Here is a 16,958-nt window from a genome sequence, read left to right as displayed (position 1 = left end):
GGGCGCATGCCCCAGGTGGAATGGACGGGGAGAGTCCGGTGATCGGAATGGAAGGCGGAAAGCGTTGGGTCCGGGGCGTGGTTGTCGCCCTCTGGCTGCTGGTCGTGGTGGCGGCGGGCATCCTCCCGGCACACGCCCAGGTGGAATACCCGCTCAACGCCACCGGGCTCATGTCCGTGACCATGAATGGCGAGTTCGTGGTGTCGGAGGACGACCTGCGGGTCAAGGTCCCCGGCGGCTATGTCCGCATCAACCGCGACTTCGACGGCGTCCAGTGGACCATCAACCGGCAGTGGTCTGGCCTGCATTCCCCCACCGCCGCGCGGGCGTTCTACGCCTCGGTCGGCAAGCTCTCGCGCTGCACCATCTATGACGGCATCAATACCTGCGACAGCGGGGCAGGGCAGTCGGGCTCGGTATCCAGCAGCTTCGGCAACCTGCTCAAGAACCGTGGGTCCATGCGGATCCTCAATGACGAGGATTTCGTCGCCGGCCAGGCCCCGGAGGAGCTTCCTGAGTTCCTGACCCGCAAGGGCGTGGGCTTCTCGATCAGCAGCGATCGCACGAGCTACAGCAGCAGCGATTACCCACGTTTCGTGATCCGCCCGCAGCAGGTGCTCAGGCTGCCAGCCAGCTCTGGTCCCGATGCGCATCCGGCACGCGGTAATCCCCGCCTGTCCGCGGGCACGGTCCAGGGCTTCCGCTGGACCGATCGCAGCGGGCAGTGGATCGAGTACGACGACCGTGGCCGGATCACCAGCTACGGCGACCGCAACGATGTGCGCGTGTGGTTCCAGTACGGCAGCCACGGCCAGGTCGAGCGCGTGCTCGACGACAACGGCCGCACCGTGTTCACGCTGCTCTACACGGACCGCGACGCCGAGTTCGTGGCCGAGGTCCGCGACCACACGCCGTTGGACGGGACCATCCGCAGGGTGCGCTACGAGTACAGCGACGACCAGCTGGTCCGGGTGATCGATGCCCGGGGCAACGTCACGCGGTTCGAGTACAGCGGCGCCAAGCTGTCCAAGGTGGTCGATGCGGCCGGCCGTGCCACGACCATTCATTACAACGCGCCGCCGGTTTCGCGCCTTGCCTACCGCGCCAGCGGGAGCGGCGGCGGCTCCGGGGCCCGCAGCCTCGTCTCGGGCGACGGACTGCGCGGCGAGCAGCAGCGCAGGGTCTCGAAGATCGTCGCCCCCGATGGTGGCGAGACCGAGCTGAGCTACGACTACGACAAGCTCAAGAAAGAGTTCGCGATGACGGTCCGCTATCCGGAAACGGAGAGCGGGCGACGCGTCCTGCACGTCAAGGTCGACAGCGATGGCCGGCTGGTCAGCTACGAGGTCAACGGCCACGTACTGCAGAGCAGCACCGGGAACCGCAGGAGCGCGACCTACACGGACGAGCGCGGCGGGCAGACGACGGTCCGCCGTGACGCGTTCGACGAGGTCACGAGCGTCACCAATCCCGACGGCTCGACGGTCAGGTACACCTATGAGGCCAGCTCGCTGGACCTGCGCGAGGTGGTCGACGAAGCCGGTGTGGCCGATCGCTATGAGTACGACGAGCGCGGAAACCTCGTCAGGAGCACCTGGGCCGCGGGCAAGCCGGAGGAACAGGTACGCCTCTACACCTACGACAGCCGGGGCCAGCTGAAGGAGGTCGTGCTCAAGGGCGTGCCGCATCCGGATGGCGGCATGACCCCGGACGTGCACGAGTACTTCGAGCATGACGCCAACGGAAACGTCGTCGCATATACCGACGGCGATGGTTACCGCTGGGAGGCCAGCTACGATGCGCAGGGCAACCAGGTACGCCTGGTCGATCCGCATGGCAAGGAGTGGCTGGCTAGTTACGACGCCCTGGAAAACCTCATTGAAGACGTCGATCCCACGGGTAACAAGTGGCGTTACACCTATGACCCGACCGGGCGCGAAACCAGCCTGACCGACGGTGCCAACAACACCTGGGTCACGACCTACGATGCCGCAGGGCGCGAGTACAGCCAGGTCAACCCGCTGGGCCAGAGCTTCGTCCAGGAGCACGACAAGAGCGGCCAGCTGCGGCGAACCCGGGATGCGTCCGGCCATGAACCCCTGGTCGACTACGACGCGTCAGGTCGCGTGGCGGGCGTCACGGATCCGGTGGGTGGACGGACCGACCTGTTCTACGCGGATGTCGATGGCACGGATCGTGGTACCCGCCAGGCTTCGCGCATCCAGTACCCGACGTTCGAGCGTCGTCTGCGCTACGACGCTCGTCGGCGCCAGACCCAGCAGGCTGATATCAGCGCCGAGGACGCGCGTGTCACCGGCACCGCCCATGATGTCCTCAACCGGCTTCAGTCGGTGACGGACCCGAATGGCCATACCTACACCTTTGCGTATGACGGGCTCGGTCGCGTGGTCGTTGCCACGGATCCGTTGGGCAATGGCGTGTCCTTCGCCTACGACCAGCGCGACAACGTGGTTGCCTTCACCGACGAGAAGAGTCGCGTAACCCGCTTCGAGTACGACGGCCGTGGGTACCTGGTCGCGGAGACCAATCCCCTCGGACAGAAGATCCGCTACGTATACGACGCTGTAGGCAACGTGGCGGAAATCATCAGGCACGACGGCGCGCGCATCGTCTACGAGCGTGACGATGCCGGCCAGGTGGTTGGCCGCAAGACCTACCTGGCCAGCGGAAGCCTGGAGCTCAGCGACGGCTTCACCTGGAGTGCAGCGGGCAATCTCTCCGGCTGGACCACCAATGGCGCAAGCGGCGAGCTGGAGTACGACGCCGCCGATCGGCTGCGTCGGGAGACTGTCACCATCGGCGGTGTCTCGCTCGCGCGGGCCTACACGTATCACCCGAACGACACGGTAGCCAGCTACACCGGCCCCGACGGCGTGACCCTGCAGTACACCTACGACGGGTTCGACAACCTGGAGCGGGTCGATATCCCTGGTGAGGGCTCGATCAGCGTTACCGCCCGGCACTGGCTGGCGCCGGCGACAGTGGTGTATCCCGGCGGCGTGGTCCAGGAGCAGGAGCGCGACGGCTTCCTCAACCTGACGCGCCTGCGGGTGCGCAGTCCGCAGCAGACCACCCTGTTCGACCTGACGAACCGCTTCGGCCAGCTTGCCGAACTGACCGCCCGTGGGGTCGATGGCCGGGAGACAGGCTACGACTATGACGAGGCCTTGCGCCTGGTCAAGACGGATGCCTCGTTCGCGGGCGGAAACAGCGAAACCTTCGTGATCGATGCCGCGGGCAACTGGATCAGCCACAGCGCGGTGAGCGGCACCTGGGAGTATGACGACGCCAATCGCCTGCTGCGGCGGGGCACGGTCAGCTATACCTACGACGCGTCCGGCAACATGATCCGGAAGGTCGATACCAGCCGTAACGAGCCGCAGCGGACGACGCATTACGCGTACGACGTGCTGAATCGCCTCGTGGAAATCCGCGATGGTGCTGGCTCAGTCATCGCCAGGTACACCTACGATCCCTTCGATAATCGTCTCAGCAAGACCGTTGGCGGCGTGACGACCCTCTATCTGCATGGCGAGGAAGGCCTGCTGGCCGAGGTCGACGCATCCGGAACGGTCCTTCGCAGCTACGGCTGGGACCAGCAGAATCCCTACGCGACCGCGCCGCTGTTCCAGCGCGTCGACGGTGCTTACTACTACTACCACAATGATCATCAGGGCACGCCCTGGCGCGTTACCAACCGTGCCGGAGCCGTGGTCTGGTCCGCGAGCCGGTATGGCGCCTATGGCCAAGCCACAGTCGCCGCGGGTTCACAGATCGAGCAGCCCTGGCGCTTCCCGGGGCAGTACCTGGATGCGGAAAGCGGCCTGCACTACAACCTGCGTCGCTACTACGACCCGGAGATTGGCCGGTATATCAGCGAAGACCCGCTTCGCTTTGCCTCGTCGAGCAATCTCTATGCTTATGCGGAAAACTCGCCGCAGAACTTCATCGATCCGACCGGTGAGGTTGCCTTCGTAATTCCTGCCGCATGGGCGGCCGTGCGCTGGGTGGCAGGCAGGTACGGGATGTGTCTGCTCGAGTGCGCTGCTGTAAGCGCAGTAACAGACCTGATCCAGAACCCGTGCGATATCGACGTTTCACACTGCCTGAAGGACTGCCTCTGGAGCCTGATTCCGATCAAGCTGCCCTGCAAGGCCTGGGGCATGGCTGGCGCCGCGGTTGGCGCCGCCGCCGGCGCGATGGGCAACAGCTTCCCGGGCGACACGCTGGTGCTGACCCCCGAAGGCCAACGCCGCATCGACTCCCTGAAGCCTGGCGATGAAGTGATCGCCTATGCGGAGTGGGAGGAGACGTCACGCACAGAGCGCATCACCGACGTGATGCTCTCGCATCGCGAACAGACCATCGTCACGCTCATCCTGGAGAACGGAAACCGCATCGAGGTGACGGGTGGTCATTCGATCCACACGCCAAGCGGCTGGCGAGCCGCGCAGCTTCTGCAGGCTGGTGGGCAGCTTGACGTCAAGGACGATGAAGGCCGGCTGGTGCCGATGGGCATCGCCAGCGTCGACATTCGCACGGAGACGATGCCGGTCTACAACCTCGAGGTGGCGTATGCGCATACGTTCTTCGTAGGCGAAGACGGTGTACTTGCGCACAACGGCGATGGTGCCTACTTCCTGGAGTTTGATGATGGAACGTGGTACGCCGGAAAGGGTGACGAGAAAAGAATGCGACAGTCGATTCGAGAGAAAACTCGTGGCGGAAAGCGCAGTTGTACAAACAAGGTCCACGTGAACGTCACAGGTCGGGACGCCAGTTTCATCATGGAAGACATGATCATGGAAGCAGCCGGGGACGCCGGGGGGGCTGGCTCCCACAACAAAGTTCGGTCTCCCGGCGCACGGATGAGGGGGCGAAGGTGAGGGCTCTCAAGCGGGAGGATGATTTTCGAAGCCATGATCCGTTTTTGGTGAAGGTACTCCGCGGGCGGGAGTTCGAGGCCGTGGACTTCGCTCTATCGCTGTCACAAGAAGGATATCCGGTCGGCCTGCTCGTCCAAGGGGACGAGGTTGATGAATGGGATTTTTTGCAGCGTGCGTCGGAATTGAGACGATTCGAGTTCGTGAATTTCGCCGGATCGCTTCGTGGTTCCAATCTGGCGTCTATTCGGGGCACTCGGTTTCTCAGAATTGTCGGGCGAAAGATTGCAGTGGATTTCTCCGATTTTCAGTCGCTTGAGGTTCTCCACTATCAATGGTCGCGAGAATGCTCTGGCATCGAACATGCGAATCGTCTCATGGAAGCTCATTTCTATGAGCTCGGGGCCTCGGGTAACAGCAAGACGCTATCGTTGCCCGCAAGGCTGGGGTTTCTTTCCCTGTTCAATTTTCATCATGATGAAATCGCCTTTCTCCATCCGATGGATGATCTCTCAGAGCTCGTTGTGGAGCGTGCAAGGAATCTCAGGCGTCTGCCCCCTCTCGATGGGCTGCGAAGGCTCGAGATGAAGAATTGCGGACGGGATCGCTTCGATTATTCGAGTATTGGCTCCGGCGTGGAGAGCGTGGAGATCGACGCGTGTGCGCCCATCTCTAGTTGGAATTTCGTCGGGTCGCCCAGCCTCAAAAGGCTCGTCATATGGAACAACAGGATTCCCCCGATCGACGCCGCGACTGCAGAAGTCCTCGCTCGGCTGCAGGTCGTCGACTTCCACGCCAACAATGTGGTCGATTCGTGATTGGGGGTCCGATGCTCGGAGTCGCGAAGCTCCTCTTCGGTCGGAGCGGGATAGGGAAGGGCACTTCGCTTGGGCCAGTCCAGTGCGACTAGTACTCTTTCTTGTGGTCGCCTGCGCCCTCTACGGCGCCTACCACTGGTGGCAGGACCGCGACCCGGTCGCCGCCGCCGCGGCCAGCGAGAACGGCTTCGTCCCGGTCGAGATGCCGGACGGAGCCGCCCGCAATGCCGTGCTGGTGCTGGCGCCGCGCAACTGCCCGTCGGAGCAGGCGCGGCGGACCAAGGCGCTGGTCGGGGACCTGGAGCGTGCGGGCATCCCGGTGGTGAGGAGTGACTCGCTCTTCTTCCGCGCGGCATTCCAACGGAGGTCATTCGTGGTTGACCTGATTGATAGTCTGCATACCAAGGTCGTTGGCGCCGCGGCCCAGATCTGGGTCCCGCATGGATTCAGAGCTATGAAGTCAGGCCTCAGTTCAAAGGGGCCGGAAATTACGCTGTCGATAAGGGTTGCGCGCAGCAGGACGAGCGGGCAAGGGACACTCGTGTGCTCCCTCCACGCTTACGCGGTTGTGAACAAGCTCACGCCGGTCCTCCGAGCAGAGAAGGGAAAAATAGGAGGTATCTACTATGAGCACGATTTCTGGTTGAGCCAGCTGGAGATGAGTGCTGCTGAGAGTGGCTATTGGACGATCCGCTCGGATCAAGATGTCGTAGCGGCGACCAAGGATATGCGTTCGTGGGAGGAAGATGTGCTCCGATTCCAGGATCGCTTCTCCACTCCAGAGAAGATCGAACTTGAGCTCATGGAGATGGCTAAGGCAGCTTCGCTGCCGTCTGCCGAGCTCGTCATGGCGCCCGCCGCGTATGCAGCCGCGAAGGGACAAATTGCAGAGTACGCAAGCCTCCTAGAATGGGCACTGTCGCGCTTTGAAGGAGGGAGCGCAGGTGCAAGAAGGGTGAAGCGAGTCGCGGAAATCTGTTCGCAGAAATTTGATCTCGGATGAATATGTAAGCCTGTTGATCGCTCTGGTAGTAGTCGGCGATGTGGCGCGGAGCCGTCCAATGAATGCCGGCGGGTAGATCGCGGGCTGGTCGGGATCGACACTGAGGTGAGCTGGGAACGTTTTAGTGCTCCTGTTCCCTGGATTTGTGCTTCGAGGGTGGAATTCCGTGTCTGGTTCGTTGTTTTTAGCGGCTTTCGAGGGGGAGTCATGAGAGCCATTTTCTTTATCTTGCTTGCCTGCGCCCTGTACGGCGGCTACCAGTGGTGGCAGGACCGCGACCCGGTCTCCGCCGCCGCGGCCAGCGAGAACGGCTTCGTCCCGGTCGAGATGCCGGACGGAGCCGCCCGCAATGCCGTGCTGGTGCTGGCGCCGCGCAACTGCCCGTCGGAGCAGGCGCGGCGGACCGAGGCGCTGGTCCGGGACCTGGAGCGTGCGGGCATCCCGGTGGTGAGGGGTGACTCGTTCTTTTTCGACGTGGACAATCCCACCGGGGAGCAGGTGGCGGGCATGCGGCGCGCGATGGCGGTGTTCAAGCAGGGGGCGCCCGCGGTCTACCTCAACGGGATGGCGATGTCGAACCCGACCTCGGCGCAGGCCATCGCGGAGTACAGGGCGACACGGCGCGGGCATTGGGCCGGCGCGGGGGCTAGGGCGGAAGTTGGGGAATGACGCGGCCGCGGCTGCGGGCGGGGAAGCGCCAGATGTCTGGACCGGCCGTGCCGCAGCGCCGGCCGGTGTGCAGGGAACGCAGCAGGGGAAGACGAGATGAAAGCAAACATGAAGCGCTGCCTGGCGGTGGCCCGTGCCCTGGTGCTGACCGCGGCCGCCGTGTGCCTGCCGGCGTTGGCGCAGGAAACGGTGTGTGCGCGCGTCAAGATCGAGATCAAGCAGGAGCTGACGCTCGAGCGGCAGGCCTTCGACGCGGAGATGCGGATCACCAATACCCTGCCGTCCACGGCGCTGGAGCGGGTGCACGTGGACGTATGGGTCACGGATGAGGCTGGGCAGCCGGTCACCATCACCACCGACCCGAACAATCTCTCGGCGGCGTTCTTCCTGCGGCAGACCCGTACCGAGAACATCGCCAATACCGATGGCACCGGCCAGGTGGCGGCTTCGACCACCGCGGTGGCCAACTGGATGCTGATCCCGGCGCCTGGTGCGGCGGGCAATACGCCCATGGGCAAGCGCTACCTGGTGGGCGCGACCCTGCGCTACCGCTTCGGCACCGAAGACCATGTGGTGGAGCTGAGCCCCGACAGCATCACCGTGCGCCCGATGCCCGAGCTCGCGCTGGATTACTTCCTCACACGCGACGTGGAGGCCGACAACCCCTTCACCCCCGAGATCGAGGCTCCCCAGCCGTACACCCTCGGCGTCCGGGTCAAGAACAACGGCGTCGGCGTCGCCCGCAAGCTCAAGATCGAATCCGCGCAGCCGCGGATCGTCGAGAACGAACAGGGGCTGCTGGTGAACTTCGTGATCCTGGGCAGCTATGTCCAGGACACGCCGGTGGCCAACTCGCTGTTGATCGACTTCGGCGACATCCCCGGCGGCAGCGCGAAGATGGGCCGCTGGGTGATGGAGAGCAACCTGTCCGGAACCTTCGTGGACTTCAATGCGTCCTTCACCCATGCCGACGAGCTCGGCGGCGCGCTGACCTCGCTGCTGCAGGAGACCAACGCCCACCTGCTGGTCCGCGACGTGCGCGTCGACCTGCCGGGCCGCGACATGGTGCGCGACTTCCTGGCGGTGGATGGCGGCACCTATACGGTGTTCGAGTCCGAGGGCCAGGACTTCGAGGTAACCGATCGTTCCGGCGAGGCCTCGCTTTCCGGCAGCGGCGGTGGCTACCGGCTGGCGCTTCCCGCGTCGCAAGGCTTCATGTACGTGCGCAAGCCCGACCCGTACGAGGGCCGGATGGCGCTGGGCGCCGTCGTCCGCTCGGACGCCAAGGCGATCGCGCCGGAGAACGTGTGGCTCTCGCGGACGCGCAATCCCGAAACCAAGCGCTGGGACCACTGGTTCAACATCTTCGACGTCAATTCCCCGGGCAGCTACAACGTGGCCTTCGTGCCGCTGTCCGAGGTGCCGGCCCCGCCGGTGCTGCAGTTCATCCCCGACCGCGTGGTCACCGAGAACCAGCAGGTCTCGTTCATCGTCGAGGCTTCCAGCCCGATGGGGCGGCCGGTTTCGCTGGCGGCGGCGCCGTTGCCGCTGGGTGCGAGCTTCGACGACCAGGGCGGGGGCGTCGGCGTATTCGACTGGACGCCCGGCACCGGCCAGGCCGGTGACTACACCATCACCTACCAGGCTACCGACGGCAGCCTGACCGGCGCGCGCTCGGCGCGGATCCGGGTTGAATCCGCGGCGCCGCCGGCGGGCCCGGCGACGCCGCGCGTGGTTTCGCCGCTGTCCGGGGCAGAGGTGGCAAGCCTGCGCCCGGTGCTGCGCGTGCAGACCGGCGAGCACAGCCGCGATCCGACCGTGGACGTCGAGTTCCAGCTCTACGCTGACGCTGGCATGAGCGAGCTGGTGGAAGAGGGCGTGGTGGTGCGCAATCCGGCCCCGGGCGAGGCCACGCAGTGGCAGCCTTCGGCCGACCTGGACGACAACACCCGCTACTACTGGCGGGCACGGGCCCGCTCCGCGGAGGCCAACAGCGAGTGGGTGACCGCCCAGCTGTTCGTGAACCTGTTCAACGATGCGCCGGGCAGCTTCAACCTTGCATCGCCCGCGCCAGGCGCGGTGGTGGCCACGCAGACGCCGCTGCTCTCGGCGACCAATGCCGTTGATGTCGACGGCGACCTGGTCACCTATGGCTTCGAGATCTATGCCGACGCCACGTTGACCGAGGTGGTGGCGAGCGCCGTGGCACTGCCGCCGGGACATGACGGCCATGTCCGCTGGCAGGTCACCACGCCGCTGGAGGACCGCACCACCTATTACTGGAGGGGCATCGCCACCGACGAACACGGTGCACGGACCCTGACTCCGGTGCGCAGCTTCCGCGTGTCCCTGGGCAACCAGGCGCCAACGGTACCGGCCATTGCCAGCCCTGTTCCCGGAACGCGCATCACCGATGGCGCCGCGGTCTGGCTGCGGGTGAGCAATGCGACCGACCCGGATGGGGACGCGCTGACCTACCTCTTCGAGGTGGACGTGGTGGCGACGTTCGACTCCTCCGAGCGCCGCGCCTCGGGCGAGGTGCCGGCCGGTTCCGGCGGCACCACCGGTTGGCAGGTGACGGGCCTGGCGGACAACGTGCACTACTACTGGCGTGTGCGGGCCAGCGACGGCGCCAGCCAGAGCGACTGGGTCGTGGGCGACTTCATCATGGATGCGCGCAACGAGTCGCCAAGCGTGCCGGTCGTGGCCAACCCGGGCGACCGCGCCTGGGTCTCTAGCCGCACGCCGACCTTCACCGTCCATCCGTCGACCGATCCCGATGGCGACAGCATTGTCTATGCCTTCGAGGTCTATGCGGACGTGGGCCTGGGGCGGCTGGTTGCCTCGGGGACCAGCACCACTGGCTCCTGGCAGCCGTCCAGCCCGCTCGAGGACCGCACCACCCACTACTGGCGCGTGCGTGCCCAGGACGTGCGCGGCGCGGCCAGCGCCTGGTCGCCGGTCATGACCCTGTTCGTCAGTACCGGCAACTACGTCCCGCCGACGATCGCCGTGACTTCGCCGGCGACGGTGGTCGACGCGGCGTCGGGCACCGTGGCCATCGAATGGACGGGTACCAACCCGAACATCGAGCCGCGCGTGGCCCTCTACTACGACACCGTGGGCAGCGGCTACGCCGGCACGAAGATCGTCGATGGCCTGGCCCCCGAACCGGGCACGGGGCAGGGACGTTACCAGTGGAGCACGGCCGGACTCGCGCCGGGCGCCTACTACGTCTACGGCGTGATCTACGACGACCGCGGCACGTCCAGGGCGTACGCGCCGGGCGCGGTCGTGGTGCCGGCCAAGCCGCAGCTCGGCGCCATCCGGGTGACCGCTCCGGACATGCGCCTCCATGAAGTTCTGGGCATGGGCATGTTCTCGGTGGTGCTGTCGCGGGCGCCGACCTCGGACATCGTGGTGCCGCTGAACTCCAGCGACACGACCGAGGCCACGGTCGAACCGCAGCAGATGGTGTTCCCCCCGCAGAACTGGTGGCTGCCGCAGATCGCGACCGTGCGGGCCGTGCAGGACGGCATCGCCGACGGCGACCAGCCCTTCGAGATCACCGTCGGCCCGGCCCAGGGCCGCGACCCCCACTACATCGGCGTCTCTGGCCCGGGCGTGCGCGGCGTGACCGTGGACAGCGGACTGCAGGCGCCGGGTGGGCTGGCCATCACCCGGTACATCCTGGTGTCCAAGAAGTACCTGCTGGGGCAGTGGACCTACCAGTACAAGGTGGTGCTGTCCAACGACGGCCCGCGGGTATCGGCGGTGAGTGCCCAGATTGTCGCGGCGCCCGGCTACAGCGTGCTGAACGGAACGCTGCTCTTCGGGGCGATCGGCAACAACGAGTCGGTGACCAGCACTGCCAACATCATCCTGATGTCGCCCACCGACAAGGGCAACGGCGATCCTGATTTGACGTGGAGACTGGTTGGAATATGAGGAAGGTGCACGGAATTCCCGGCGCGGCGCGCAGCGGGGGCTTCACCCTGATGGAGCTGCTGGTGGTGGTGGTGATCATCGGGCTGCTGGTGGCCCTGGTGGCACCGCGCTACTTCCAGCAGATCGGCAAGTCGGAGCGCACCGCCGCGGCCAACCAGATCGACGCGCTGCGCAAGGCCATCGACAGTTACCGCCTGGACGTGGGACGCTTCCCGCGGCAGGAAGACGGGCTGCAGGCGCTGGTCGTGCGACCCGAGGGGGAGGCGCGCTGGCAGGGGCCGTACCTGCAGCGTGGGGTGCCGATGGATCCGTGGGGGAATCCCTACGTCTACCGCGTGCCCGGCGCATTCGGGGATTACGAGGTGCTTTCGCTTGGCCGCGATGGCAAGCCGGGCGGGGAAGGCGAGGATGCCGACATCGGCGGGGATGGTTGAGGAATGAAGCACCACGTGCTCGTGGCCATGGGCGGGCGCACGACCTGGCTCGACATCGAGGCTCCGACACTGGAAGCAGCGGCGGCCGAAGCGCGCCGTGGCGGCGGGCGGGTGCTGCGCGTTGAAGCGGGCATCGAGGCGTCCGCCCCCGGGCGCGTGCGGTTCTCGCAGACCGTGTTCCTGCAGGAAACCCTCACCCTGCTCAAGGCGGGCCTCAACGTGGTGGAGGTGCTCGAGGCGCTGGAGCGCAAGGAACGGGATGGCGGTTTCCGTACCGTCCTCGGCCGGATCCTGCAGCGCCTGCGCGAGGGTGCGACCTTCTCCAGCGCCCTGTCCGAGCAGGGCCTGTTCCCGCCGGTGCTGGTCGCCGGCATCGCCGCCAGCGAAACAGCTGGCGGCCTGGCGGGCACCCTCGAACGCTATCTCGAGTACGACGGGCGCCTGGAGCAGATCCGGCGCAAGGTCTCGGCCAGCGCGATCTATCCATTGCTGCTGTTGCTGGTAGGCGGCGGCGTAATCCTGTTCCTGATCGGATACGTGGTGCCGCGCTTTGCCACCATCCTCGACGGGTCGGGCCGCCCGGTCAGTGCCGGCACTTCGATCCTGCTGGCGCTGGGGCAGGCGATCAGCGGCCATCCGTGGGTACTGGCGATGGTGCTGGCGGCGCTGGGTGCGGCGGTGGCCTGGCTGGTGACCCAGCCGGCGGGCCGGCGCGTGCTCCTTCGCGGCGCGATGCGGATCCCGGTACTCGCCGGGATCCTGGTGACGCTCAACCTCTCGCGCTTCTACCGGACCCTGGCGTTGCTGCTCAACAGCGGCATCCCGCTGTTCACCGCCCTGGGCATGGTGCGCGGCATCCTCGACCCGGTGCGCGCCGACGAACTGACGGTGGCGATGGAACGGTTGCGTGCCGGCCTGCCGCTGAGCGAGGCCCTGATGGGCAGCAGCATGATGCCGCCGATCGCCGACAGCCTGCTGCGCGTCGGCGAGCGCAGTGGCGCACTGGCGGAGATGAGCGACAAGCTCGCCGGCTTCCTGGACGCCGACCTCGACCGGCAGGTGGAGACCTTCTCGCGCCTGTTCGAACCGTTGCTGATGACCGTCATCGGCATCGTGGTCGGCGCCATCGTCGTGTTGATGTACACCCCGATCTTCGACCTGGTGGGGAACATCGGTTCGTGAACGTCGAATTGCAGGCGCCGGAGCTCGAACAGCCGGAACTGGACCTGGCCCTGGTCCAGGAGGTGCGCATGCGCGCGCTCTCCGGCCAGCGTCCGTGGCCGCTGCTGCTGCAGGACGAACTCGGGCTGGCGCCGCCGGCGCTGGTCGACATGCTCGCCAGGCTTTCGGGTATCCCGGCCATAGCCACCGCGGAGTTGTACGCCGGCGCGGTCGACTTCGGGCTGCTCGGCTACGTGGAATGCGTGCGTCGGTGCTGCGCGCTGCTGCGTACGGAAGCAGGCGGAATCCGCCTGGTGCTGGCCGACCCGTTCTCCCAGGATTCCGTGGCCTGGGCGCGGGCCTCGTTGCATGCGCCCTACGAAGTGCGGCTGGCGCACCCGGACGACATCAACGCCGCGTTGTCGGCGGCCGAACAGGCGGTGCGAGCCACCGAACGCACCTTCGCCGACGACGATGGATTGGGCGATGCGGCCGACGGCGACGCCGAGCTGCTCTCGCTCGAGGCCATCGCCGGCGACTCCAGCCCCGTGGTCAAGCTGGTCAGCTCGATCCTGTACGACGCCCTCAAGCAGCGGGCCTCGGACATCCACCTGAAGTCGTCGCCGACCGGCATGGCGGTCAAGTTCCGCCTCGACGGCGTGCTGGTGGGAGTGTCGGACATCGTGGGCGTGGAAGTGGCGCAACGGCTGATCTCGCGCATCAAGGTGATGTCGTCGCTCGACATCGCCGAGCGCCGCATCCCCCAGGACGGGCGCTTCCGGGTGCGCACGCGCGGTGGCAACGTGGATTTCCGCGTCTCGATCATGCCGAGCATCCATGGCGAGGACGCCGTGCTGCGCCTGCTCGACCGCAGCACGCTCACCGGCAACCACGAGAGCATGCTGCGCCTGACCGACCTGTCGCTGGATCCGGACGCGCTGGCGACGCTGCGGCGGCTGGTGGCGCAGCCGTACGGGATGATCCTGGTCACCGGCCCCACGGGCTCGGGCAAGACGACGACGCTCTACGCGGCGATCCAGGAGATCAATCACGGCCACGAGAGCATCATCACGATCGAGGATCCGGTGGAGTACCAGCTGCCGGGTGTCCTGCAGATCCCGGTCAACGAGAAGAAGGGCCTGACCTTCGCCCGCGGCTTGCGTTCGATCCTGCGCCACGACCCGGACAAGATCATGGTCGGCGAGGTGCGCGACGAGGAGACCGCACAGATCTCGGTGCAGGCCGCGTTGACCGGCCACCTGGTGCTGACCACGGTCCACGCCAACAACGCCTTCGACGTGGTCGGGCGCCTGCTGCACATGGGCGTGGACGCCTACAGCCTGGCCTCGGCCCTGGTCGGGGTATGGGCGCAGCGGCTGCTCCGGGTGAACTGCCCCGAATGCGCCCGGCCATACCAGCCGGATGCGGAGACGATGGCGATCTCCGGCCTGTCCGAGGACGACATCGCGGGGCGCGACCTGCGCGCCGGCACCGGCTGCCCGCACTGCCGCGGCACCGGCTACAAGGGGCGACGGGTGGTGGCTGAGTACCTGGTGATGAACGATGCGCTGCGCGACCTGGTCGCCAGTCGCGCGCCGGTGACGGCGATGCGCACGGAGGCCCGTTCGGCAAAGGGGCCGACGCTGCGCGCGGCCGCGCTCGACCTGTTCTTCAGCGGCCAGACCACGCTTGCCGAGGTCAACCGCGTGACCTTCGCCGAGTAGGACCATGGTAACGGCAAGCCTCTATATCGCTGGCGCGCACCTGTACGCCAGGGCCGCGGATTCCGAAGCGCTGCAGCTTCCGCTCGGCGCGCCCGCCGATGCTCCCGATCCGGCCGCGCTGGCCGAAGCGGCGGGCTGGCTGCGTTCGCGGCAGGGACGCGCCAAGGACGTGGACCTGCTGCTGTCTTCGACGCGGGTGCGCTTCGTCGGCGTGCCGTGGGTGATGGGCACTTTTTCCGGCGCCGCCATCCGGCGCCAGGCCGAGCAGGCCCTGGCCGCGACTGGCGCGGATCCGGACGGATGGGAACTGCGGATCCAGTGGCCGCGCTACGGATGCCCGGTGTTCGCGGTGGCCTATCCGCGGCAGCTGCTTGCGGGCGCCGCCGAAGCCCTCGCGGCGGCCGGACTCGGAGTACGGCGCTCGCTGGCCACCGCGGTGGCGACGGCCACGCGCGTGGGGCCGCAGATGCCTGAAGGACCGGGCCTGCTCTGCTTCGCCGAGGACGACGGGATCACCGGCGTCCATCTCGACGATGGCCTGATCGCGGACGTGGAATGGGTGTCGCACGCGGGCAGCGGACTGGACAGCGTGGACGTCTGGTGCCGCCGCAAGCGCCTGGAGTATCCCGGCGAGGGGCAGCTGCGCTGGCTGCAGCCGGCGCATTGCCCGCCGCCGTTCGAAGGCCATGCGACGTCCCAGGCCAACGGCAGCCCATCGGCGTGCATCGACCTGCTGGAGGCGGTGGCATGAGCCGGATGGATCGTGCCATCGAGGGGCTCCAGGTCGGGGGACGGCGCGGCTTCCTGCGTGGGCTGCTGCCGGCCGTCGCGCTGCTGGTCCTGTGCGTGCCGCTGCTGGTGGCGCGGCAGGCGCTTGAGCGCAGGTCCGAAGCCTATGCACAGCGACTGGAAGTGATACAGCAGGAGCAGCGCCTGGCCGCCGCCCGGCGCAAGGCCGCCATGTCCGTGCACTACAGCGATGCCGCGCTTGCGCAGCTGGGACGACAGGTCGGGCTGGTCAACCGGGACTGGAGCAGGCTGCTGGGCAGCCTGGTGCCGGAGGGTGGCAGCGTCCGCCTGCTCGCGGTGAACGTGGATCCGGCGGCTGGCATGGTGCGGGTTTCCGGCACCGGGACGCGTGCGGGCGATGCCAATGCGTACTCGGCGCTGCTCGAGCAGCGCGGTGTCGCGCATGACGTGCGCCTGCTCTCGCTGGAACCCGCCGGCGGGCAGGTGACGTTCGAGGTGGTGGCCCGATGGCGCGACTAGACCCCCGCAGGCTGGCCTGGGCCGCCAGCCGTTTCTTCCTGGTGCACGGTGCTGCCGCCTGGGGCATCGCCGCGGGACTGGCCTGCGTGCTGGTCGCGCTGGCGTTGCTTGCCGGCTCGCTGCAGCGGCATGCCGGGCTGAAACAGCGCTGGGAGGCACGGTCGGTGCCCGGGACGGTCGATCCGGCTTCCGATGACGCGCCAGGCCAGGCGCCGTTGTTCCCGGCGTACGCGGAGCGTTTCAAGTACACCGCCCGCGCCCTGGAGGCGCTCGGCATCGACGGGATGCCGCCGGGCAAGGCCGCGTTCTCCTGGCACCGCAACGAGGAGCCGGGTCTCGTTACCCAGACGCTGGCGATCCAGATCCAGGCGCCCTGGGAACAGCTCGGTGCGGTCCTGGACCGTGCGCAGGCCGAGCTGCCCACCGCGTATATCGCCGGCCTGGGGCTTTCCCGCGAGAACGGCGACGACACCGTGGTCGAGGCCGACGTGCAGTTCACCCTCGTGTACCAGGATGCCCCCGGGGGTGGCGGCGAATGAAGCCGACGCCCCGCATGCGCATCTATTTCGCGGTGATCGCGGTGCTTGCCGCCATGCTGCTGCTGCGTCCGGAGGGCGAGGCGACCAGTGGCGACGCCGGCATCGTCGCGGCGGTCGAACGGCCGGGGCACGCGCCGGGGCTGCCGGGGACCCGCGGGCGCAGCCCCTCGCTGCCGGATGCGCTGGTCGCGACCCCGGGGACGGGGGAGCAGGCGCCGCCCCCGCCGGGGCCGCTGCAGGAACCGCCCCCAGCGGTGATGTACGCACCGCCTCCGGCCGAGCCCAGAATCCTCGGCTGGATGGGATCGGGTGCGATGCGACACGTGTTCGTCGAATGGCACGACGAGAACTACGCGCTGGCCCCGTCGGCGACGCTGGACGACGTCTACCGCTTCGAAGGGATCGAGCAGGGGATGGCCGAATTCACGTACCTGCCGGATGGCACCACCCGGATGTTCCGGGTCGGTGAGCTGGATACGGCCGAATGAA

Annotated in this window: 12 protein-coding genes; all 12 read left to right on the top strand. The window is 67.0% G+C overall.

The genetic code is table 11. The features are described from left to right. Positions 1 to 47: 47 nt before the first annotated feature. The 12 genes from CSC68_RS04535 to CSC68_RS04480 all read left to right on the top strand — a co-directional run bounded on the left by CSC68_RS04535 (position 48) and on the right by CSC68_RS04480 (position 16,957). Entirely contained in the window at positions 48 to 4,907 is a 4,860-nt protein-coding gene (locus CSC68_RS04535) for an RHS repeat-associated core domain-containing protein (protein WP_246193449.1), read from the top strand. Further along, positions 4,904 to 5,722 (top strand): hypothetical protein, encoded by an 819-nt coding sequence (locus CSC68_RS04530; protein ID WP_162202348.1) that lies wholly within the window; start codon positions 4,904 to 4,906, stop codon positions 5,720 to 5,722. Before CSC68_RS04535 ends, CSC68_RS04530 begins: the two co-directional genes overlap by 4 nt. A 103-nt stretch (positions 5,723 to 5,825) precedes the next feature. Then, a complete protein-coding gene (locus CSC68_RS04525) occupies positions 5,826 to 6,725 on the top strand; it encodes a hypothetical protein (protein WP_162202347.1) in 900 nt (299 codons plus the stop codon). Between the two features lie 207 nt (positions 6,726 to 6,932). Continuing rightward, positions 6,933 to 7,394, top strand: coding sequence for a hypothetical protein (locus CSC68_RS04520; protein WP_162202346.1), 462 nt, complete (start codon positions 6,933 to 6,935; stop codon positions 7,392 to 7,394). A gap of 96 nt (positions 7,395 to 7,490) precedes the next feature. Continuing rightward, the gene (locus tag CSC68_RS04515; protein WP_162202345.1) at positions 7,491 to 11,342 is read left to right on the top strand and encodes an Ig domain-containing protein; all 3,852 of its coding nucleotides are present in this window, start codon (positions 7,491 to 7,493) and stop codon (positions 11,340 to 11,342) included. After that, a complete protein-coding gene (gene gspG / locus CSC68_RS04510; RefSeq protein ID WP_162202344.1) occupies positions 11,339 to 11,776 on the top strand; it encodes a type II secretion system major pseudopilin GspG in 438 nt (145 codons plus the stop codon). The genes CSC68_RS04515 and gspG overlap by 4 nt, the downstream gene beginning before the upstream one ends. A gap of 3 nt (positions 11,777 to 11,779) precedes the next feature. Further along, entirely contained in the window at positions 11,780 to 12,958 is a 1,179-nt protein-coding gene (locus tag CSC68_RS04505) for a type II secretion system F family protein (RefSeq protein ID WP_162202343.1), read from the top strand. Continuing rightward, positions 12,955 to 14,661, top strand: a complete 1,707-nt coding sequence (locus tag CSC68_RS04500) for a GspE/PulE family protein (RefSeq protein WP_246193444.1) — start codon at positions 12,955 to 12,957, stop codon at positions 14,659 to 14,661. The genes CSC68_RS04505 and CSC68_RS04500 overlap by 4 nt, the downstream gene beginning before the upstream one ends. A 4-nt stretch (positions 14,662 to 14,665) precedes the next feature. Beyond that, positions 14,666 to 15,412, top strand: coding sequence for a hypothetical protein (locus CSC68_RS04495; RefSeq protein ID WP_162202342.1), 747 nt, complete (start codon positions 14,666 to 14,668; stop codon positions 15,410 to 15,412). After that, the gene (locus CSC68_RS04490; RefSeq protein WP_162202341.1) at positions 15,409 to 15,930 is read left to right on the top strand and encodes a hypothetical protein; all 522 of its coding nucleotides are present in this window, start codon (positions 15,409 to 15,411) and stop codon (positions 15,928 to 15,930) included. Before CSC68_RS04495 ends, CSC68_RS04490 begins: the two co-directional genes overlap by 4 nt. Next, on the top strand, positions 15,918 to 16,469 hold the full coding sequence (locus CSC68_RS04485; protein WP_162202340.1) for a hypothetical protein: 552 nt from the start codon (positions 15,918 to 15,920) through the stop codon (positions 16,467 to 16,469). Before CSC68_RS04490 ends, CSC68_RS04485 begins: the two co-directional genes overlap by 13 nt. Then, positions 16,466 to 16,957, top strand: coding sequence for a hypothetical protein (locus tag CSC68_RS04480; protein WP_162202339.1), 492 nt, complete (start codon positions 16,466 to 16,468; stop codon positions 16,955 to 16,957). The genes CSC68_RS04485 and CSC68_RS04480 overlap by 4 nt, the downstream gene beginning before the upstream one ends. Position 16,958: the final 1 nt, after the last annotated feature.

Source organism: Pseudoxanthomonas suwonensis (genome assembly GCF_010093235.1).
In the GTDB taxonomy this organism is placed as follows: domain Bacteria; phylum Pseudomonadota; class Gammaproteobacteria; order Xanthomonadales; family Xanthomonadaceae; genus Pseudoxanthomonas; species Pseudoxanthomonas suwonensis.
The sequence above is the reverse complement of the archived record's forward strand: the minus strand, read 5'-3'. Positions and strand labels throughout refer to the sequence as shown.

What these genes read in the sequence shown, in the direction of transcription:
- CSC68_RS04515 (WP_162202345.1), top strand. Translation starts at nt 7,491, where the DNA reads ATGAAAGCAAACATGAAGCGCTGCCTGGCGGTGGCCCGTGCCCTGGTG.
- gspG (WP_162202344.1), top strand. Translation starts at nt 11,339, where the DNA reads ATGAGGAAGGTGCACGGAATTCCCGGCGCGGCGCGCAGCGGGGGCTTC.
- CSC68_RS04505 (WP_162202343.1), top strand. Translation starts at nt 11,780, where the DNA reads ATGAAGCACCACGTGCTCGTGGCCATGGGCGGGCGCACGACCTGGCTC.
- CSC68_RS04480 (WP_162202339.1), top strand. Translation starts at nt 16,466, where the DNA reads ATGAAGCCGACGCCCCGCATGCGCATCTATTTCGCGGTGATCGCGGTG.
- CSC68_RS04485 (WP_162202340.1), top strand. Translation starts at nt 15,918, where the DNA reads ATGGCGCGACTAGACCCCCGCAGGCTGGCCTGGGCCGCCAGCCGTTTC.
- CSC68_RS04490 (WP_162202341.1), top strand. Translation starts at nt 15,409, where the DNA reads ATGAGCCGGATGGATCGTGCCATCGAGGGGCTCCAGGTCGGGGGACGG.
- CSC68_RS04520 (WP_162202346.1), top strand. Translation starts at nt 6,933, where the DNA reads ATGAGAGCCATTTTCTTTATCTTGCTTGCCTGCGCCCTGTACGGCGGC.
- CSC68_RS04495 (WP_162202342.1), top strand. Translation starts at nt 14,666, where the DNA reads ATGGTAACGGCAAGCCTCTATATCGCTGGCGCGCACCTGTACGCCAGG.
- CSC68_RS04535 (WP_246193449.1), top strand. Translation starts at nt 48, where the DNA reads ATGGAAGGCGGAAAGCGTTGGGTCCGGGGCGTGGTTGTCGCCCTCTGG.